Below are 20,764 nucleotides of genomic sequence, written 5' to 3' on the forward strand. Positions count from 1 at the left end.
ACTTTGTGTAACAAATTATATGTATTGAGATGCTCAGGGAGCGAGGGTGGTCGCATGGTATGCCGGCATAATGACGAGCTGGAAGCGTTAGTGAAAGAAGCGAAAAAAGTGACAGACAAGGGAGAGGTGGCCAGCTATATTCCCGCTTTAGCAAAAGCTGATCAGCACGATCTCTCGGTAGCGATTTATTATTCCAATAATACTTGTCTGTCAGCGGGTGACGTAGAAAAAACATTTACTCTTCAAAGTATATCGAAAGTGCTCTCGCTTGCCCTTGTGTTAATGGAATACGGCAAGGACAGAGTCTTCAGTTATGTCGGACAGGAGCCGACCGGTGATCCGTTTAATTCAATCATTAAGCTTGAAACCGTGAATCCGAGCAAACCGCTAAATCCTATGATAAATGCCGGAGCATTGGTTGTAACCAGCTTGTTGAAAGGACAAACGTCTAAAGAGAGACTCGATTATCTCCTTTCTTTCATCAGAAAATTGACAAACAACCAAGGCATCACCTACTGCCGGGACGTAGCTGATTCTGAATACAGCACATCAATGATTAATCGGGCGATGTGTTATTATATGAAGCAGTACGGGATTTTTGAGGATGATGTTGAAGCAGTAATGGATTTATATACGAAGCAATGTGCGATTGAGATGAACAGTCTTGATTTAGCAAAAATCGGGGCTGTGTTTGCGCTCAACGGCAGGCACCCAGAAACAGGAGAACAAGTCATTTCAAAAGATGTCGCGAGAATTTGCAAGACGTTTATGGTCACCTGCGGAATGTATAATGCAAGCGGAGAATTTGCGATTAAGGTCGGAATTCCTGCGAAAAGCGGAGTATCAGGAGGGATTATGGGCATTTCACCCTATGATTTTGGCATCGGGATTTTCGGCCCCGCTTTGGATGAAAAAGGGAACAGCATTGCTGGTGTAAAGCTTTTGAAAATAATGTCTGAAACGTACAAGCTGAGTATTTTTTAATTTATGTCATCTGTTTAAATCCTCTTGCATTTTCTGCTGATACCCTTTATGATAAATAGAAGAATTAGGTACTCGCCTGGGGAACGGAGGGATACTTTTGGCTTCAGAGATGATAGTTGACCATCGGCAAAAAGCTTTTGAGCTACTGAAAGTTGACGCTGAGAAGATTTTGAAGCTGATCCGAGTACAAATGGATAACTTAACGATGCCTCAATGTCCTCTATATGAAGAGGTATTAGATACTCAAATGTTCGGACTTTCGAGGGAAATCGATTTTGCTGTCCGCCTGGGATTGGTTGACGAAAAAGATGGAAAAGACCTTTTATACACATTAGAACGCGAATTGTCTGCTTTGCACGACGCGTTTACAGGTAAATAAATGATAAAACTCAAACTAATTAACAGTTTGGGTTTTTTTATAACTGCTTGCTTTTTTCACCGTTAATGACGGTCTCTTTTTGTGCATTTCATCCGAATCGTATAGAGAATCTTCGTGTCGTTTGATAAATTGTAGTAAAATAAAAAATATAAATACATAAAAACCATAGGTAATGGAAGTTGGAAGCAGGGAAGAGGATGTTATGTTAAAAAAAATGCTAAAATCTTATGATTACTCACTGATATTCGCAATTGTTTTACTATGCGGATTCGGTTTAGTGATGGTGTACAGCTCAAGTATGATTACGGCTGTTTCTCGGTATAACGTAAGCAGTAATTATTTTTTCATGCGGCAGCTGTTTGCTTTAATTGCAGGAGGAATCCTTTTTATTGTTATGGCCGTGTTTCCTTACAAAGCACTGGCTCATCAAAAGTTTCAAAAGGTAATGCTGCTTGCTTCTGTGTTTGCGCTTATCTCACTGTTTGTATTCGGGCATGTTGCCGGAAATGCGCAAAGCTGGTTTAAAATCGGCGGAATGAGTATCCAGCCGGGTGAATTTGTCAAGCTGGTGGTCATTTTATATCTAGCAGCTGTATATGCAAAAAAACAAAGCTATATTGATCACCTGTTAACGGGAGTTGCGCCTCCTGTGGTGATGACGGTTATTATCTGCGGTTTAATTGCCATGCAGCCTGATTTTGGTACAGCGATGATTATCGCCATCATCGCAACGTGTATGATTTTGTGCTCTGGTTTCAGCGGAAAGACGCTGGCAAGGCTAGTTTTGCTGGGCGGAATTGTTTTAATCCTGGTCAGCCCGCTTATTTATTTAAATAAGGATGATATTTTAACTAAAGGGCGTTTAGCTCGTTTTGAGAGTCTGGAAGATCCGTTTAAATATGCGGATTCATCTGGTTTGCAAGTGATCAATTCTTATTATGCGATTGGGTCTGGCGGTATTTTCGGTCTCGGACTCGGTGAAAGTATCCAAAAATACGGGTATCTTCCAGAATCCCATACTGACTTTATCATGGCCGTGATTGCTGAAGAACTTGGCATTTTTGGGGTATTATTTGTTGTTTTCCTGCTGGGCTTTATCGTATTAAAAGGTTTCTATATTGCGAGAAAATGCGAGGACCCGTTTGGAAGTCTTCTGGCAATCGGCATTTCAAGCATGATTGCCGTACAATCGTTTATTAACCTTGGCGGTGTCAGCGGGCTAATCCCGATTACGGGTGTTACGCTGCCATTTATCAGCTACGGAGGCTCTTCTTTACTTCTATTATTGGGAAGCATGGGGATATTAATCAATATCAGCATGTTTGTGAAATATTCAGAGAATAAGAAAAAGAGAGAGTCCTTGGCGCCAAAGGGAATGAAAAAGAAGCAGCTAGAAAAAACTGTTTATCTGTAAAAAACAAGTGTGTACACGTGAAGGATATTCCGATATGATAGATTATATTCCATTCGGGTAAGGGGGAAAAAAGTTTGTCACAGCAATCGATACAAAAAGTGTTAGTAGCAAACAGGGGAGAAATTGCAATCCGTATATTCCGTGCTTGTACAGAATTGAATGTTCGTACAGTTGCGGTTTATTCAAAAGAAGATTCCGGTTCCTATCATCGTTACAAAGCTGATGAAGCGTACCTGGTTGGCGAAGGGAAAAAACCAATTGATGCCTACCTGGATATTGAAGGTATTATTGATATTGCGAAAAGAAACAAGGTGGATGCGATCCACCCGGGATATGGTTTCTTATCTGAAAATATACATTTCGCAAGGCGCTGTGAAGAAGAAGGCATCGTGTTCATTGGTCCGACTTCTGAACATTTAGATATGTTTGGTGATAAGGTAAAAGCGCGTGAGCAGGCGGAAAAAGCCGGAATTCCAGTAATACCAGGAAGCGACGGCCCTGCAGAAACGCTTGAAGCAGTCGAACAATTCGGACAAATTCACGGTTATCCGATTATTATTAAAGCTTCGCTTGGCGGCGGCGGCCGCGGCATGAGAATTGTCAGAAGCGAAAGTGAAGTCAAAGAAGCATATGAACGTGCGAAATCAGAGGCAAAAGCAGCCTTTGGCAATGATGAAGTATATGTAGAGAAACTGATTGAAAACCCTAAGCATATTGAGGTCCAGGTAATCGGGGACAATCAGGGAAACGTGATTCATCTATTTGAACGGGATTGTTCTGTTCAAAGACGCCACCAAAAGGTAATCGAAGTAGCACCGAGCGTTTCGCTGTCAACTGAATTGAGAGACCAAATTTGTGAAGCTGCGGTTGCGCTTGCTAAAAACGTGAACTATATAAATGCTGGTACGGTTGAATTCCTTGTCGCGAACAACGAGTTTTATTTTATAGAAGTAAATCCGCGTGTTCAAGTTGAACATACAATTACGGAAATGATTACCGGTGTTGATATTGTGCAGACACAGATACTTGTTGCCCAAGGCCACAGCCTACATAGCAAAAAAGTCAACATTCCGGAGCAGAAGGACATTTTTACAATCGGCTTTGCGATTCAGTCACGGGTAACGACTGAAGATCCGCAAAATGATTTTATGCCTGACACAGGGAAAATCATGGCTTACCGTTCAGGCGGAGGCTTTGGTGTTCGTCTTGATACAGGAAACAGCTTCCAAGGCGCCGTTATTACGCCATATTACGATTCACTGCTCGTTAAGCTTTCAACTTGGGCTTTAACGTTTGAACAGGCGGCGGCCAAAATGGTTCGAAACCTTCAGGAGTTTAGAATCAGAGGAATTAAAACAAACATTCCGTTCCTTGAAAATGTCGCAAAGCATGAAAAGTTTCTGACAGGACAATATGATACGTCTTTCATTGATACAACGCCTGAGTTGTTTAATTTCCCTAAGCAGAAAGACCGCGGAACAAAAATGCTTACTTATATCGGGAATGTGACCGTGAATGGTTTCCCTGGAATCGGCAAAAAAGAAAAACCGGCGTTTGACAAGCCGTTAGCTGTAAAAGTCGACGTTGATCAGCAGCCTGCAAGAGGAACAAAACAGATTCTAGATGAAAAAGGCGCTGAAGGGCTTGCTAATTGGGTTAAGGAACAGAAATCTGTTCTATTAACTGATACAACATTCCGGGATGCCCATCAGTCTTTACTGGCGACTAGATTCAGATCGCATGATTTGAAAAAAATCGCTAATCCGACGGCTGCGTTATGGCCGGAGCTGTTCAGCATGGAAATGTGGGGAGGCGCGACCTTCGATGTAGCCTACCGCTTCCTGAAGGAAGATCCATGGAAGCGTCTGGAGGACCTCCGCAAGGAAGTGCCGAATACGCTGTTCCAGATGCTGCTTCGCTCCTCAAACGCTGTCGGCTATACGAATTATCCGGATAATGTGATTAAAGAATTTGTGAAGCAATCCGCTCAATCCGGTATTGATGTTTTCCGTATTTTTGACAGCTTAAACTGGGTAAAAGGGATGACGTTAGCCATCGATTCCGTTCGGGATTCAGGTAAAGTGGCTGAAGCGGCAATTTGTTATACAGGTGATATTCTTGATAAAACCCGTACAAAATATGATCTTGCTTATTATACATCTATGGCGAAGGAGCTTGAGGCTGCAGGGGCCCATTTTCTCGGAATTAAAGATATGGCAGGTCTGTTAAAACCGCAAGCTGCATATGAGCTGGTGTCTGCGTTGAAAGAAACGATCAATATTCCGGTTCACCTTCATACGCATGATACGAGCGGCAACGGAATTTATATGTATGCAAAAGCAGTAGAAGCAGGCGTTGATATCGTAGACGTGGCGGTCAGCTCAATGGCTGGCTTAACATCGCAGCCTAGCGCGAGCGGATTTTACCATGCGATGGAAGGCAACTCCCGCCGTCCGGAAATGAACGTGCAAGGCGTGGAATTATTATCCCAGTATTGGGAATCAGTTCGTAAATACTATAGTGAATTTGAAAGCGGGATGAAGTCTCCGCATACCGAAATTTATGAGCATGAAATGCCTGGAGGCCAATACAGTAACCTGCAGCAGCAGGCGAAGGGAGTAGGCCTGGGCGATCGCTGGAATGAAGTCAAAGAGATGTACAGACGAGTAAATGATATGTTCGGTGATATCGTGAAGGTTACGCCTTCCTCTAAAGTAGTCGGGGATATGGCGCTGTACATGGTGCAAAATAACCTGACTGAAAAGGACATTTACGAAAAAGGCGAATCATTAGATTTCCCTGATTCTGTTATTGAGCTTTTCAAAGGAAATATTGGACAGCCTCATGGCGGATTCCCGGAAAAACTTCAAAAGCTCATTTTAAAAGGGCAGGAGCCGATCACAGTGAGACCGGGAGAATTGCTTGAGCCGGTATCCTTTGAAGCGATCAAACAGGAGTTTAAAGAGCAGCATGATCTGGAGATCTCAGACCAGGATGCTTTGGCGTACGCCCTTTATCCTAAAGTCTTCTCTGATTATGTAAAAACTGCTGAAAGCTATGGGAATATTTCGGTATTAGATACTCCGACCTTCTTCTATGGCATGACATTAGGCGAAGAAATAGAAGTGGAAATTGAACGCGGGAAAACGCTGATCGTCAAACTGATTTCAATCGGTGAACCTCAGCCGGATGCAACTCGTGTGATCTATTTCGAACTGAACGGCCAGCCGCGTGAAGTGGTCATAAAGGACGAAAGCATTAAGTCTTCCGTTCAGGAAAGATTAAAAGCAGACCGTACAAACCCAAGTCATATTGCGGCTTCTATGCCTGGAACTGTCATCAAGGTACTGACAGAAGCGGGTGCCAAAGTTGATAAAGGTGATCATTTGATGATCAACGAAGCCATGAAAATGGAAACAACGGTTCAGGCGCCATTCTCAGGAACAATCAAACAGATTCATGTGAAAAATGGAGAGCCGATCCAAACGGGAGATATGCTTCTCGAAATTGAAAAAGCATAATCAAAAAGAGTGTATATCATTTGATATACACTCTTTTTTAGTGAGGAACGAGATATGAACGTGCAGCTGCTGCAACGAGCGGGGGCTGTTTCAAACGTGTGTGAAGGACGCATGGGTTGTCTGCTCGCGGGTGCAGGAATGAGAAAAGCAAGCTGATGCTTAATAAGCTTCGTATAATTACGGCTTCTTTTCGGGTGAGAATGAATTGACTTCTAGAGGAAAAGTTATTTTAATTAAAATCCTGTCCCAAACATCGATTGAGCAGCGCGTTTAGAATACATCATCGCCCGAGATGATCCAAACCTTATATAAATCATCAAGTTCAGTATGCAAACCGAAAGTTGAATTATATGAAGCTGCCGAAATGGAATGATAAAAAAGACCAAAGCGTATAAGAGCTTTGGTCTTGTGTCTTATGCCCGTCTTGATTCGTAACGAAAGCGTGCAATCAATAATAAGAAGTAGCATAAAACCCCAAACAGGCAGGCAATAAAAAATGAGTGCGCAAGCGCAAAGCCCAGCGCCAGTTCAGAATACACGATCATAATGCCGGATAGTGCCTGTAACGTGATAAAAATAAGACACGAAATCCAGCCCCAAAAGATTTGCTTTTGTTCTTTATAGGCAGTAATCGCATGAACAGCGGCAACGATAATCCATACAAACAGGAGCAAGGCTGCAGTTCTGTGCCCCATTTGCACCCATTCGTGAAATTGGGTCGGAAGTCCATTGTTCAGCCGGCTGCACAGCGGCACATCAGGACACGCCAGACTGGATTCTGTATGTCTTACGTATGCGCCAGTATACACAACGATATAGGAATATATCAAAATACCTATCATGTGAAATTGCATTTTCTTGCCGATTTGAAGCGGTTTGACCAGTTTTCTGGCTGATTTATCAGCTTCAAATATAAGCAATGTCAATATTAAAACAGACGCAAAAGAAATCAGTGAAATCCCAAAATGTAGCGCCATAATAAGCGCGTTTGAACCGAACACGACAGCCAACGCGCCAAGCAGTGCCTGAAGAAACAAAAAGATAATGGACATGATGGCGAGAAACGTTGTTTCACGGAAAACAGGTGTGATTTTTCTCCATGACCAAAAGGCAAGGCTTAATACAAGAATAATTGAGATGCCGCTTGCGAATCTGTGGCTCCATTCAATAATAGAAGCGGGATTCAGTTCAGGGAAGAAACGCCCGTGGCACAGCGGCCACTGTCTGCCGCATCCTTGGCCTGAACCTGTTTTAGTAACGAGGGCTCCCCCGATTAAAACAATAAGCATCACAAATGTTGTCAAAACACCGAGAGCTTTTAATGCTTTATTCATACAATATTCACCTTCTTAACAAACTGCTGCGATTTTTTATACGTACCAAGTGTAAGCGAATATGTGTTTTGTGGCAATTCTTAGAGCCCTTTGTTCACAAAAATATAATAGAATCACGACTTCTGGAAATGTATACTTGATTATTCATGCCGGGTCTGATAGAAATAAGGTAAACGCATTATCGAATTGGCGTTTGCCTTCATCTTTGGTAAAATTCATAAAAAGTTCACAAATAAATTCCTGTTTCTCGTTTAATATTTAATAGGATGTTTTTTTACAAGTTGTTATCTTGTATGATAGAGTTGCAGGTTATTATAAACCTGCGTTAGGTTTGTAAGGGAGGTTTACGTTATGGCTAACTCCAGAATCTTAAATGATACAGCTATAGACGGACAAATTGAAGAAACAACGGCATGGAAAGATTTTCTGTCCCTCATTAAAATAGGGATCGTAAATTCTAATCTCATCACAACTTTTACTGGAATGTGGCTTGCTTTTCATATTTCCGGTTTAAGCTTTTTAGGCAATATAAACACCGTTCTTCTTACTTTATTTGGATCATCTTTGATTATTGCGGGGTCCTGTGCGATCAATAACTGGTATGACCGGGACATTGACCATATCATGGAGCGTACAAAAGTAAGACCGACGGTTACGGGTAAAATTCAGCCGAATCAGGCATTATGGTCTGGAATTTTGCTTGTTGCTTTAGGATTGATCATGCTGCTGATGACCACTGTGATGGCTGCTGTTATTGGTTTTATCGGAGTATTTACTTATGTTGTCCTGTACACAATGTGGACGAAACGCCGCTATACGATTAACACAGTAGTAGGAAGTGTTTCCGGAGCGGTGCCGCCTCTGATTGGATGGACGGCAGTAGAAGGAAATATCGGCGTCGTGGCATGGGTATTATTTATGATTTTATTCATTTGGCAGATTCCTCACTTCTTATCGCTTGCCATTAAGAAAACTGAGGACTACAGAGCCGCGAATATCCCAATGCTTCCTGTCGTATACGGATTTGAAGTAACGAAAAGACAAATTATTGTATGGGTTGCGTGCCTGATGCCGCTTCCATTCTTTTTAGGAAGCCTCGGTCTTCCGATTGTGATTCTCGGATTGCTGTTAAATATCGGCTGGCTGATTCTTGGCTTGATGGGCTTCCGTTCAAAAAATATCATGAAGTGGGCGACGCTGATGTTCGTTTACTCATTGAATTACATGACAATCTATTTCGTTGCAATGGTTGTCTTTACGCTTTTCTAAAAAATAGATACATTGCTTGTTTTATCGCTTCAAAATAAACGATGACAACTAGTAAATGCCGCCTTGACCTTTTGTTTAATCAGGCGGCTTTACTTTTATACATAGATGGCATTTTGAGTAAAAAAACTCATAATTTAAGAGAAGAGGAAATGTAAGTGCTTTATTGGGAGGCGGGCTGGATTGCATTAAGAATCAATCTATTCTCCGCCGTTGTATTGACCAGAAAAGGGGTTGGGTGAAATGGTAAAGCATTGGCGTCTTATCTCATTATTAGCCTTAGTGCCGCTTCTGTTAAGCGGATGTGGAAAACCTTTTTTATCCACGCTCAAGCCTGCTGGCGAGGTGGCTGATAAACAGTATGACCTGACAGTGCTCAGTACATTGATTATGGTTGTTGTCGTAGCAGTCGTATCTGTTATCTTCTTTTATGTGATTGTGAGATTCAGAAGGTCGCGGGTTGGGGAGAACACGATACCAAAACAGGTGGAAGGGAATAAATTTTTAGAAATCACATGGACAGTGATCCCTATTTTGCTGCTCATCATTCTTGTTATCCCTGTCGTATTATATACGCTTGAACTCGCAGATACATCACCTATGGATAAGAAAAACCGCAAAGCCGAGGATGCTCTTGTTGTCAATGTCAGAGCAAATTTGTATTGGTGGGAGTTCGAATATCCTGATTACGGCATTATCACAAGCCAGGAGCTGATCGTACCGACAGACCAGCGGGTTTATTTCAGTTTAAAAGCCTCTGATGTAAAACATTCTTTCTGGATTCCTTCAGCAGGAGGAAAAATTGATACCAATACTGATAACGAAAATACGTTCTTCTTAACCTTCGATTCAAAACGCAGCAAAGAGGCGGGAGATACGTTCTTTGGAAAGTGCGCTGAGCTATGCGGGCCTTCACACGCACTCATGGATTTTAAAGTAAAGGCGCTTTCTGCGAAAGAATTCCAGTCATGGACAAAAGATATGAAAAACTATAAGACGGCAGCAGAAAGTGATTTGGCTAAGCAGGGGGAAGAGCTGTTCAAAGAGAAGAACTGCCTGAGCTGCCATGCGGTCGAGCCAAATGATAAGCGTGCAGAGGCAGCAAGAACGGCGCCAAACCTTGCTACATTCGGTGAAAGGACAAAAGTGGCAGGGGTGAAGGATGCGAATAAAGAAAATGTGAAAGCCTGGCTGAAAGACCCTGAGAGCATAAAGCCGGGGAACAAAATGACAGGAACATATCCGAAGCTTTCAGACAGTGAAATGGACGCGCTTTATGAATACTTAAAAGGCTTGAAAGCAGAAAGCAAGTAGGGAAGAAAGGGAGATATTGGGGGAGGTCACATATGTTGAATGCGCTTACAGAAAAGCGGACGCGCGGATCTATGCTTTGGGATTATTTGACGACGGTGGACCATAAAAAAATAGCGATACTTTATTTAATCGCAGGGGGATTCTTCTTTCTTGTCGGGGGAATTGAAGCGATGTTTATCAGAATCCAGCTTGCAAAGCCGGAAAATGCTTTTCTCAGTGCTCAAGCGTACAATGAAGTGATGACGATGCACGGGACGACAATGATCTTTTTGGCTGCGATGCCGCTTTTATTTGCTTTGATGAATGCGGTTGTTCCATTGCAGATCGGGGCGCGGGATGTTTCGTTTCCATTTTTAAACTCGCTTGGTTTTTGGCTCTTCTTTTTCGGCGGCATTTTCTTAAACTTAAGCTGGTTTTTGGGAGGAGCGCCAGATGCGGGATGGACGTCATATGCCTCGCTTTCGCTTTATTCCAAAGGACACGGCATAGACTTTTTCGTCCTTGGACTGCAAATATCCGGACTGGGGACGCTGATAGCCGGGATTAACTTTTTGGCCACGATTATTAACATGAGGGCTCCCGGCATGACGTACATGAGGCTGCCTTTGTTTACATGGACGACATTTGTGGCGTCGGCATTGATTTTGTTTGCGTTTCCGCCGCTTACGGTTGGCTTGGCTCTTATGATGCTGGATCGGCTGTTCGGCACAAATTTCTTTAATCCAGAACTTGGCGGTAACACGATTATTTGGGAACATTTATTTTGGATATTCGGACATCCGGAGGTTTATATTCTGATTTTGCCTGCTTTCGGCATTTTCTCAGAGGTCATCCCTGTGTTTTCCAGAAAGCGATTGTTTGGATATTCTTCAATGGTTTTTGCGATCGTGCTTATCGGTTTTCTTGGCTTTATGGTTTGGGTGCATCACATGTTTACGACAGGTCTCGGGCCGATTGCGAACGCAATCTTTGCAGTTGCAACAATGGCGATCGCGATTCCGACCGGGATTAAGATATTTAACTGGCTGCTGACGATTTGGGGAGGAAATGTGAAGTACACGACGGCCATGCTGTATGCCGTCTCATTTATCCCGTCCTTTGTGCTTGGCGGTGTGACAGGTGTCATGCTGGCTGCGGCAGCTGCAGATTACCAGTTCCATGATACGTATTTTGTTGTGGCGCACTTTCACTATGTCATTATAGGCGGAGTCGTATTCGGGCTATTAGCCGGTGTTCATTTCTGGTGGCCGAAAATGTTTGGTAAAATTCTGCATGAAACAATGGGGAAAATTTCATTTGTTTTGTTTTTTATCGGTTTCCATCTTACTTTTTTCATCCAGCACTTTGTCGGTTTAATGGGAATGCCGCGCCGTGTGTATACCTTCTTGCCAGGCCAGGGCCTTGAAACCGGCAACTTGATCAGTACAATCGGGGCGTTTTTTATGGCAGCAGCCGTTATCCTCCTGCTTGTCAATGTCATCTGGACCTCGGTGAAGGGCGAATATGTCGGAGATGATCCATGGCATGACGGACGTACGCTTGAATGGGCTGTTTCGTCACCACCGCCAGAATATAATTTTAAACAGCTTCCATTTGTCAGAGGGCTTGACCCGCTGTGGATCGAGAAGCAGGCGGGACACAAATCTATGACACCGGCTGAACCGGTTGAAGATATCCATATGCCAAACGGTTCAATTCTGCCGCTGATCATTTCCTTCGGCCTCTTTGTCGCTGCCTTTGGTCTCTTGTATAGAACCGAGCACGCTTGGGGTCTGCCGGTGATCTTTATCGGACTTGGCATCACATTTTTTACAATGCTGCTCCGTTCAGTGATTGATGATCACGGTTATCATATTCACAAAGAGGAACTGCCGAACGATGATAAAGGGGTGAAGGCGTAATGCAAATTGAAGAAAAATTCACCGCAGAGACCTTTCCAGCTTCTCCCGAAAAAGCAACACTGGAAGGGAAAAATAAATTTTTAGGCTTTTGGCTTTTTCTTGGGGGAGAGACTGTTTTGTTCGCGTCTCTCTTCGCCACTTTTCTTGCACTCCGGAATTCAAACGCCGGTGACCCGCCTACGACAGAAATGTTTGATGTCACACTCGTTTTTATCGCCACAATGCTCTTATTAACGAGCAGTTTAACGAGTGTGTATGCGATGTACCATATGAAAAACTTTTCATTTGGCAAAATGCAGCTCTGGCTGGGAATTACCTTGTTATTGGGTGCGGGATTTTTAGGCTTGGAAATTTACGAATTTAAGCATTACACACATGAGTTTGGCTTTACCATTACAAGCTCGGCGCTTGGCTCATCGTTTTATACGCTTGTCGGCACACATGGTGCACACGTGGCGTTTGGCCTTTTGTGGATCAGCACGCTGATGATTCGCAATGCAAAGAGGGGCTTGAGCTTATATACCGCGCCTAAGTTTTACGTGGCCAGTCTTTACTGGCATTTTATTGATGTCGTGTGGGTCTTTATCTTTACCGTTGTATATTTAATGGGGATGGTGGGATAAACATGGTCGATAAAAAAAGCAGAGGACATATCAGCGGCGACCTTGAATATAAGAAAAAGAAGCATGCTCAGGAGATGAAATATCAAGTCATGTCTTTTGGCCTGATGATCGGTCTTACGCTCGTTGCATTTCTGACTGTGGCAACAGACGGCATCGGCAGCTGGTTTACGATTCCTTTCATTATACTGCTTGCGGCTGTTCAAGTGATATTTCAGCTGTATTACTTCATGCATATGAATCAGAAAGGTCATGAAGCGCCGGCATTGTTTCTGTATTCAGGCATGTTTGTCGCGTTCATTACGGTGCTTGCGTTTGTTACAATTATATGGTGGTAATTTAAGCAGCCGCCGGAGGTGAAGACATGAATCAGTTAGACGTGTTTGGGTTTCGCGCCATGTGGAGCCCTTATCTTTTTTGTATCCTTTTAGGCATCACGGTGCTTTACATCTTTTTTTACAGACGGATGTCTTCAAAGCCCGACCGTATCACGGGTAAAGAAATGGCCTGTTTTCTGTCGGCGATGCTGTTTTTATATGCAGCCGAAGGAAGCCCGGTTGATCTGCTCGGACATATTATGTTCAGCGCCCATATGGTGCAGATGGCTGTTTTGTATTTAGTGGTTCCGCCTTTATTAATCGCAGGAATTCCCGCATGGGCTTGGGAAAAAATGATTTTTCGGCCTGCCATTAAACCGTTTTTTACATTTTTCTCTACACCTTTAATTGCATTGCTTTTATTTAACGGCATTTTTTCTCTATATCATGTGCCGCTAATATTTGATACTGTCAAAACGGATACGCTTTACCATGCGTTAATGACTTGGCTCATCTTCGTGTTAGCGTTTTTTATGTGGTGGCCGCTCGTACACAAGGTGGCTCGGCTCCCGCAGCTCAGCGGCCTGATGAAGCTGGGCTATATTATGGCGGACGGTATGCTGCTCACGCCTGCTTGCGCCCTGATCATGTTTAGCGGCACGCCCTTATATGCCACTTATACCGATCCGTCTGCCTGGGCGGAAGCCATGAAGCTTTGTGTTCCTGCGGATATGCTGGGACAGGTTCCGTTAACAGGACCGGAAATGTTTAACACACTTCCTTTGTTAGAGGATCAGCAGCTTGGGGCAGTTATGATGAAAATCATTCAGGAAATTGTGTACGGCGCTTTTTTGGCTATTGTCTTTTTCCAATGGGTGAAGAAGGAAAGGGAAAAGGATGGACAGGAGGAGCCGCCTTATATTCAGCAGACGATATCATAAAAGGTACAGCGGCAATAGGCTGTACCTTTTTTATTACATTTGAACTGTTTTCAGCATGTCGGAGATGTCCTGGATGAGTGCCTTGCTTTTGGTCACAACCTGCACTGGGAATTCTTCTGTTTCTCCATATTCCACTCCGTGCGGGTAATAGTGTTTTCCTAATAGAGGGGGCATTAATTGAATAACGGCGCGGCCGCTTCCGACATCGCCCTCTGTCGCAATGCCTTGAACCCGCAGGTAAAACGTTCCCTCAATCGTCGAAAACTTTCTGTCATAGGTCACTCTTTCATAATCCCATTGACCGGCTCTGATGAGTCCCTTGCTTTCCATCAAATCGTCCAAGAGGCTGAGCTCAGCCTTTACCCCTTCAAGTCCGCTATCAGTAAACTTCAACACTGACCCCTCCTTATAAAAATTACCTTTCCTGACAATCATAGTATGAAAGCGTTAAACTTTCAATGAATCTTCTTCTTTTGAAAGTATGCAAAAATGAAAATTTGACGAAAATATCACTAGATAAAAGGAGGTTTTACGGATGACAAAAATAAAAGATCTGATGACAGCTGACTTGCAATATTGCACGGTATTAGATAATGTATATGAAGCTGCGGTAAAGATGAAAGACGCGGATGTAGGAGCCATTCCGGTAGTTGATGAGGATGGAGAAACACTGGTCGGCATCGTAACTGATCGTGATCTGGTGTTAAGAGGCATCGCCTCAAAAAGGCCGAACTCACAAAAAATCACTGACGCTATGACTGAAAAACCTGTCAGTGTGGAAGAGGACGCGCCAGTTGATGAGGTTCTTCATTTAATGGCATCCCATCAGCTCAGACGCATACCTGTAACCAAAAACAACAAGCTGACTGGTATTGTCACGCTTGGCGATCTATCCTTATCTGAACAAACAAATGAACGTGCCGGCAGTGCTTTATCAGATATTTCAGAGGACGAAAACAGAGAGCAAGGCTTTTTGCATTAACACATAAATCTTTGACATGTTAAATAGGCTGTATTGTAATGAAAAATAAGGCAAGACATGCAATTCACATCACGGGGGTGATAGATTGAAAAATATATTAAGAGCCATGGTTATCCTCTTGATTATTTGCGGAACTTATGTTCTGTTTATTCAATATGGGGCTGTTCCTGAAAAAAAATCAAATGACAGCGAGCCTCAAGTCTCTAACGAGGAAGCGGCAAGCGGCAAACGAATACATATGCCGACTTCGGGATTATTGTCCTTTATGGGCAAATCCGCCGACGATGTAAAGAAAAAACTTGGGGAACCGGAACGTATTGACCCCTCGGCTTATGATTACGAATGGTGGGTTTATAATCAGGGAAAAGACCAGTATGTGCAAATCGGGATGCTGCACAATAAAGTGGTCACATTATTTGCGGCGGGAAATGATATTAACGCAAAGCCCTTCAAAATCGGTGAGTCAACGGGAGAAGTATTTAAGACAACCCAGGTGGCTCCGTTTGTAAATGTAGAGTATAAAGGAAATTCCTATCGGTTTGAGTTTTCTGAAGAGGACATCAACACCAGACCGACTGTAAAAGTAGGGAAGATGTACGTCCAGCTGTATATGGACAAATTTGAAGGGAAGCTATCCAGCATCAGGGCGTTTGATGCGCAAACCTTTGTCAAGCAAAGACCTTATGAGGTAGTGTACCGCGGTGAGTTAGTAGAACCGCAAACCGTTACGGAAGATAAGTGGAAAGAGATCCAATCAACGAGTGAAAAGCAAATACTCGATTTGACCAATGTTATTCGTGTCAAACATGGGTTAGCTAAGCTTGAGTGGGATCAGCCGACGGCCGAAGTGGCTTTTGGCCACAGTGAGGACATGAAAGAAAACAACTATTTCTCCCATGTATCGAAGAAATACGGCACGCTGAAGGACCGCTTAGAAAAAGGGGATGTCGACTTTGAGCAAGCGGGAGAAAATATCGCGTACAATTATGTGGACGGTCCGGCTGCTGTAGAAGGCTGGCTGAATAGTGAAGGCCATCGAAAAGCGCTTCTGCATTCAGACTACACGCACCTTGGCGTTGGTGTAGACCGGAAGTATTACACTCAAAACTTTATTAAACGCTGAAATCAGCCGCGGACGACAGGTCCTGCGGCTTTTTATTGTTTCTGCAAAGGCTTTAGAACAAGGCGATTGCAGCAGACGAAGCTTTCTCAATGATACTGTGAGTGACATTACCAAAAAAATGAACTTTAAGAAGCTGAAGCTGGATCAGTCCAGCTCTTTTTTGATGTGGAGACTTTAAGACCGCCGGGGCCGATTAGGGATCTTGTTCTGACGGGCTTTGGAATGCGGCATCCCAAACATTGCAAAGGGCAGGAATCTTGATTTCAGGACAATTAAGGCCTCGGCTTTATCGGGGGAGGAAGCTTCTGTTAATCTGCGCTTCTTGTTTTACGAGAAAATGATTTTTCGATGAATATTAGGCGAACACAATGGCTCACAAACCGATACATTGTAGTAGGTATATTTTTCGGAGGGGGTGAGGATTGTGGCGAATCAACATGCCAATCAATCAATTAATGACTTTAAACAATTCGTTAAAAAACATCCCAAGCTGATCAAAGAAGTGCGCAAAGAACAAAGAAGCTGGCAGGACGTGTACGAAAATTGGGTCCTTTTCGGAGAGAAAGACCCCATTTGGGACTCGTACAGAGAACCGGAGGAAGCCGCAGAAGCGGTACCCGAAACATCAGAAAAAAATGATTTTGTTTCTAAAATGGTTACAGCTGTGAAAAAGATGGATGTCAATCAAATGAATGAACAGATCAATAAAATGAGCCAGTCGATCTCATCGTTGCAAAGCCTTCTCAACACATTTTCCGGAAGCGGACAGAAGCAATCTCAGCCAGGGCCCGGACAGCATCCTTTTTCTTTTCGGAAGGATTAATAAAGGAGAGCTTATATGCGCAAAGACGTTCAGGAATTTATTTTAGCAGATAAAGAACGAAAACGATTCTTAAGAGAACAGCCGATATGGTACCGGAGGCTGGCGAGAAAGCCGGATGATCTGGCTTCATTTCAGCTTGAGATGATGAATTTTTACGAAAAAACCATTCCGCATCGGGTGAATCAATTTACGAACGGGATTCAAATGGCGCAAATGATGATGCAAATGTTCCAGGCAATGCGGACAAAAGATTAAAAGACCCGAAAATGGGTCTTTTTCATTGTGTAAACTAGGGAGGCTTTTACAAGTCTATTTTTAAGGGCGGCTAAGCATTTTCCAATTGGCTGGTTTCATGGTAAACTAACAACTGGAGGTGCGTGCTATGTATGCGACGATGGAATCCGTGCGGCTTCAAAGTGAAGCTCAGCAGCTTGCCGAGATGATTCTGCAGTCGGAGACGGCTGAGAACTACCGCAATTGTTACAAGCGTCTCCAGGAAGATGAAGAGGCAGGGCGGATTATTCGTTCTTTTATCAAAATAAAAGAGCAATATGAGGATGTGCAGCGTTTTGGCAAATATCATCCTGACTATAGAGAAATATCCCGGAAAATGAGGGAGATCAAACGGGAGCTCGACCTGAACGATAAGGTGGCCGACTTCAAAAAAGCGGAGACGGAACTGCAGTCTATTCTTGATGAAATCAGCGTTGAAATTGGGACAGCTGTATCAGAGCATATTAAAGTTCCGACTGGGAATCCTTATTTTGACGGTTTGTCTTCATGCGGAGGCGGCTGCGGATCAGGCGGCGGCTGCGGATGCAAAGTGTCATGACGAGACTGGCCGTCTCGTCTTTTACATATAAGAGAAATCAGGCAGGTGAATGTATTGGAGAATAGACGCCAAGGCATGATTGTGTATCTTCATTCTTTAAAGCAAAGCAAAATGCTGAGAAAGTTCGGAAATGTGCATTATGTGTCAAAACGCTTAAAATATGTCGTGCTGTATTGTGATATGGGCCAAATTGAAAAAACAATGGACAAGATCTCATCTTATTCTTTTGTTAAGAAAGTTGAGCCTTCATATAAACCGTTTTTAAAATTGGAATTTGAGTCAAAGCTTGATAAAGCAAAGGAATATGATTATAAAATCGGAATATAGCTGTATAAAAAAATCCCCGCAGGTTTCTGCGGGGTCCTTCTATTCCTTAACAAGTTAAGGAGAAGGCAAAGGGAGAGGAGAAACCGGAGGAAGAACTTATGGGGAAACGTAAGTCTTCTCCGCGGTTGGCAACAACATCCTCTGGATGCTGTTGCTTATAGTATGGACAATGATCATTCCGCTTATACACTTGTATATGAAGATTAGCGCTCATTGTTTGAAAGAATGCTTTATGATAAGATAGGATTGGTTTTTTTCTTATACATAACGGCGTCCGGCCGAACAAGGAAACAAAATAGCTTTTAGAAAAAGTGGTGTGGAACATGAGAGTAATTTCTGGATCAAAAAAAGGCCGTTCACTTAAGGCAGTGCCGGGAACATCAACGAGACCGACAACCGATAAAGTGAAGGAATCCATTTTCAATATGATTGGCCCTTATTTTGATGGGGGCAGGGGGCTTGACTTATTCGCAGGAAGCGGAGGTCTTGGTATTGAAGCGCTTTCAAGAGGGTTTGACCATTGTGTATTTGTTGACCGTGATTTTAAAGCGATTCAAACGGTGAAATCGAACTTGAAAACATTAGAGCTTACAGCATATGCAGATGTGTACCGTAATGATGCGGAACGTGCTTTGCACGCAGCTGCGAAAAGAGAAGCGGGCTTTCACGGGATTTTTCTTGATCCTCCGTATAAGGAACAAAAACTGAAGGCGCTCTTAAGTGTGATAGACGAACAACAAATGCTGGAGGATGGCGGCTTTATCGTCGCAGAGCATGACAAAGACGTCGAGCTTCCCGAAGCAGTAGGTGATCTAGTGATAACAAGAAAAGAAACCTACGGCCTGACAGGAGTGGCGATCTATAAAAAGAGGGGGTTGTGATGTGACGAGTATAGCTGTCTGTCCCGGCAGTTTTGATCCGGTGACCTACGGGCATCTGGATATCATTAAACGGGGGGCTAATATATTTGATCAAGTGTATGTGTGTGTGTTGAACAATTCTTCAAAAAAGCCGTTATTCAGTGTAGAAGAACGCTGTGAGCTTTTGAGAGAAGTGACAAAAGACATTCCGAACATAACAGTTGAAACGTCACAAGGGCTGTTAATTGATTATGCAAAAAGAAAAAATGCAAAAGCCATTTTAAGAGGCTTGAGAGCGGTGTCTGATTTTGAGTACGAGATGCAGGGAACATCCGTAAACCGTGTGCTTGATGAATCAATTGAAACCTTTTTTATGATGACAAATAACCAATATTCTTTCTTAAGCTCAAGCATAGTAAAAGAAGTGGCAAAGTATAAAGGTGCGGTGTCAGAATTTGTACCGCCGGAAGTCGAGAAGGCGCTTCAGAAAAAATTCAGGCAAGGATGAGTGTTTTTAAGCTCATCCTTTTTTTGTACCGTTTGTCAGTCTGTAAGAAAAAATGAAAATGTACGTAAACAGTGCACATAACGTGACAGCAGGGCCAATCTCCACAAGCAGATTCCATCCGCTGATAAGAGCTGTCGGCAGCTCACCTGTATCAAGAGATTTAAAAACGTACTGATCATGGTCATTCCACGCGGTGTAAAGAGGTTTCCATAACAGAATGACAAAAACGGCGGCATAAATGCCTTGCAGCACACGCGCAATAAAGAATGGTTTAAATCTGATGTCCGTCTCTGATAAAATGCCTGCCACCTGAGCCTGAACGGAAAAGCCGCTGAATCCGAGGATAAAGCTGACAACAACAGCTTTTTGCAAAAGGGAGACATCTGTCTCGCTGACAAGCTTGCTTCCTAATGTGATTTCAAACATTCCTGATAATAGAGGAATGTCCAATTGAGCGGGAAGCTGAAACAAGGTCAGTGCGCCTTTTGTAACAATAGAGAGAATATCGGTCAGCTGTACGACGGATAACAAACGATTAAAGACAGAAAACAAAATAATAAAGCCGCCTACCATTAGAAGCGTTTGAACGGATGAGGTTACAGCGTCGCCCAAAATTTTTCCTAAAGGCCGTTTTTCCGCAAGCCTTGCGGTGTGAAGCGCATGTAAAGCATCTTTGATAGAAGGCAAAGATATGGTTTTATTTCTCATGAGCTGGCGCTCTTCTTTACGCCCGTAGGAGCGCATCGTTAAACCGACAGCCAAATTACCCAAATAGTGTGCAGATGCTAATAAAATACCTAATGACGCATTCTGAAAAAAGCCGACGGCGACAGCTCCAAAAATAAAGAGCGGGTTGGATGAATTGGTGAAGGAAGCAAGCCGTTCCGCTTCTACTCTTGAAATCTGTTTTTCCTGCCGCAGCCTTGCCGTCAGTTTTGCGCCCGCGGGGTTCCCTGATGCCATGCCCATGGCCAGAACGAAGCCGCCGACACCCGGCACGCGGAAAATAGGGCGCATAAAAGGCTCAAGCAGAACACCGACAAACCTTACAATACCAAAGCCGATTAATAGCTCAGACAGTATGAAAAACGGCAGCAAAGACGGAAATACGACCTCCCACCACATGGACAGCCCGGTTTTAGAGGCTTCGAATGAGGCCTGCGGATGTGAGATGACAGTCGCTGTTAAAAAAATAAAAAACGCAGCAATCAAAAGTGTATGAATCTTCGACAAGTTCATTCTTACCTCCCCGACGCTAAAAATGCACAATGACATGTATATCATGATAAAATATGGTATGACTCGAAACGGCCAAGCA

General features: G+C 43.3%; 21 protein-coding genes. 18 read left to right on the plus strand and 3 right to left on the minus strand.

The window, feature by feature from the left end; all coding sequences use genetic code 11:
* Positions 1–54: 54 nt before the first annotated feature.
* From glsA to pyc, 4 genes are all read left to right on the plus strand, one after another.
* Positions 55–984 (plus strand): glutaminase A, encoded by a 930-nt coding sequence (gene glsA / locus P3L57_RS08005; protein ID WP_044156011.1) that lies wholly within the window; start codon positions 55–57, stop codon positions 982–984.
* A 97-nt stretch (positions 985–1,081) separates the two neighbouring features.
* A complete protein-coding gene (locus P3L57_RS08010; protein ID WP_003221339.1) occupies positions 1,082–1,363 on the plus strand; it encodes an Fpa/YlaN family protein in 282 nt (93 codons plus the stop codon).
* A 202-nt stretch (positions 1,364–1,565) separates the two neighbouring features.
* Positions 1,566–2,777: an FtsW/RodA/SpoVE family cell cycle protein gene (locus P3L57_RS08015; RefSeq protein ID WP_044156009.1), complete on the plus strand. Its 1,212-nt coding sequence runs from the start codon at positions 1,566–1,568 to the stop codon at positions 2,775–2,777.
* A 74-nt stretch (positions 2,778–2,851) separates the two neighbouring features.
* A complete protein-coding gene (gene pyc / locus P3L57_RS08020; protein WP_277617518.1) occupies positions 2,852–6,298 on the plus strand; it encodes a pyruvate carboxylase in 3,447 nt (1,148 codons plus the stop codon).
* Positions 6,299–6,711: 413 nt separating this feature from the next.
* Here the strand turns inward: pyc and ctaA are convergent, their stop codons facing one another.
* Entirely contained in the window at positions 6,712–7,632 is a 921-nt protein-coding gene (gene ctaA, locus P3L57_RS08025) for a heme A synthase CtaA (protein WP_044156006.1), read from the minus strand.
* Positions 7,633–7,983: 351 nt separating this feature from the next.
* Here ctaA and cyoE point away from each other — a divergent pair, with 351 nt between their 5' ends.
* The 6 genes from cyoE (at position 7,984) to ctaG (ending at position 13,991) form a co-directional block, all read left to right on the plus strand.
* Entirely contained in the window at positions 7,984–8,901 is a 918-nt protein-coding gene (cyoE, locus tag P3L57_RS08030; RefSeq protein WP_044156005.1) for a heme o synthase, read from the plus strand.
* A 240-nt stretch (positions 8,902–9,141) separates the two neighbouring features.
* Positions 9,142–10,212, plus strand: coding sequence for a cytochrome c oxidase subunit II (gene coxB, locus P3L57_RS08035; RefSeq protein ID WP_044156004.1), 1,071 nt, complete (start codon positions 9,142–9,144; stop codon positions 10,210–10,212).
* A 32-nt stretch (positions 10,213–10,244) separates the two neighbouring features.
* The gene (ctaD, locus tag P3L57_RS08040; RefSeq protein ID WP_044156002.1) at positions 10,245–12,113 is read left to right on the plus strand and encodes a cytochrome c oxidase subunit I; all 1,869 of its coding nucleotides are present in this window, start codon (positions 10,245–10,247) and stop codon (positions 12,111–12,113) included.
* Positions 12,113–12,736 (plus strand): cytochrome c oxidase subunit III, encoded by a 624-nt coding sequence (ctaE, locus tag P3L57_RS08045; RefSeq protein ID WP_010334132.1) that lies wholly within the window; start codon positions 12,113–12,115, stop codon positions 12,734–12,736. Before ctaD ends, ctaE begins: the two co-directional genes overlap by 1 nt.
* A 2-nt stretch (positions 12,737–12,738) precedes the next feature.
* On the plus strand, positions 12,739–13,071 hold the full coding sequence (gene ctaF, locus P3L57_RS08050) for a cytochrome c oxidase subunit IVB (RefSeq protein WP_044156000.1): 333 nt from the start codon (positions 12,739–12,741) through the stop codon (positions 13,069–13,071).
* 26 nt (positions 13,072–13,097) lie between these two features.
* Positions 13,098–13,991 (plus strand): cytochrome c oxidase assembly factor CtaG, encoded by an 894-nt coding sequence (ctaG, locus tag P3L57_RS08055; RefSeq protein ID WP_044155999.1) that lies wholly within the window; start codon positions 13,098–13,100, stop codon positions 13,989–13,991.
* 33 nt (positions 13,992–14,024) lie between these two features.
* Here ctaG and P3L57_RS08060 read toward each other — a convergent pair whose 3' ends face one another.
* Positions 14,025–14,387: a YugN family protein gene (locus tag P3L57_RS08060; RefSeq protein WP_081638298.1), complete on the minus strand. Its 363-nt coding sequence runs from the start codon at positions 14,385–14,387 to the stop codon at positions 14,025–14,027.
* 139 nt (positions 14,388–14,526) lie between these two features.
* On the opposite strand from P3L57_RS08060, the gene P3L57_RS08065 reads away from it, so the two are divergent.
* The 8 genes from P3L57_RS08065 (at position 14,527) to coaD (ending at position 19,446) form a co-directional block, all read left to right on the plus strand.
* On the plus strand, positions 14,527–14,973 hold the full coding sequence (locus P3L57_RS08065) for a CBS domain-containing protein (RefSeq protein ID WP_010334136.1): 447 nt from the start codon (positions 14,527–14,529) through the stop codon (positions 14,971–14,973).
* Positions 14,974–15,058: 85 nt separating this feature from the next.
* Entirely contained in the window at positions 15,059–16,096 is a 1,038-nt protein-coding gene (locus P3L57_RS08070) for a CAP domain-containing protein (RefSeq protein WP_024121290.1), read from the plus strand.
* Positions 16,097–16,520: 424 nt separating this feature from the next.
* Positions 16,521–16,919: a YlbD family protein gene (gene ylbD, locus P3L57_RS08075; RefSeq protein WP_044155996.1), complete on the plus strand. Its 399-nt coding sequence runs from the start codon at positions 16,521–16,523 to the stop codon at positions 16,917–16,919.
* A gap of 15 nt (positions 16,920–16,934) precedes the next feature.
* Positions 16,935–17,174, plus strand: a complete 240-nt coding sequence (locus P3L57_RS08080; RefSeq protein ID WP_024121292.1) for a YlbE-like family protein — start codon at positions 16,935–16,937, stop codon at positions 17,172–17,174.
* A 127-nt stretch (positions 17,175–17,301) separates the two neighbouring features.
* Positions 17,302–17,751 carry a regulatory iron-sulfur-containing complex subunit RicF gene (ricF, locus tag P3L57_RS08085; protein WP_010334140.1) on the plus strand — a complete coding sequence of 150 codons (450 nt, stop codon included), beginning with the start codon at positions 17,302–17,304 and terminating at the stop codon, positions 17,749–17,751.
* Positions 17,752–17,805: 54 nt separating this feature from the next.
* Positions 17,806–18,078, plus strand: a complete 273-nt coding sequence (locus P3L57_RS08090) for a YlbG family protein (protein WP_024121293.1) — start codon at positions 17,806–17,808, stop codon at positions 18,076–18,078.
* Between the two features lie 323 nt (positions 18,079–18,401).
* Positions 18,402–18,959, plus strand: coding sequence for a 16S rRNA (guanine(966)-N(2))-methyltransferase RsmD (gene rsmD / locus P3L57_RS08095; protein WP_024121294.1), 558 nt, complete (start codon positions 18,402–18,404; stop codon positions 18,957–18,959).
* A gap of 1 nt (position 18,960) precedes the next feature.
* Complete coding sequence (coaD, locus tag P3L57_RS08100; RefSeq protein WP_044155995.1) at positions 18,961–19,446, plus strand: pantetheine-phosphate adenylyltransferase; 486 nt, start codon at positions 18,961–18,963, stop codon at positions 19,444–19,446.
* A gap of 12 nt (positions 19,447–19,458) precedes the next feature.
* Here the strand turns inward: coaD and ylbJ are convergent, their stop codons facing one another.
* Positions 19,459–20,685 (minus strand): sporulation integral membrane protein YlbJ, encoded by a 1,227-nt coding sequence (ylbJ, locus tag P3L57_RS08105; RefSeq protein ID WP_044155993.1) that lies wholly within the window; start codon positions 20,683–20,685, stop codon positions 19,459–19,461.
* Between the last annotated feature and the right edge of the window lie 79 nt (positions 20,686–20,764).

It is taken from the genome of Bacillus sp. B28 (assembly GCF_029536185.1).
GTDB lineage: Bacteria > Bacillota > Bacilli > Bacillales > Bacillaceae > Bacillus > Bacillus halotolerans.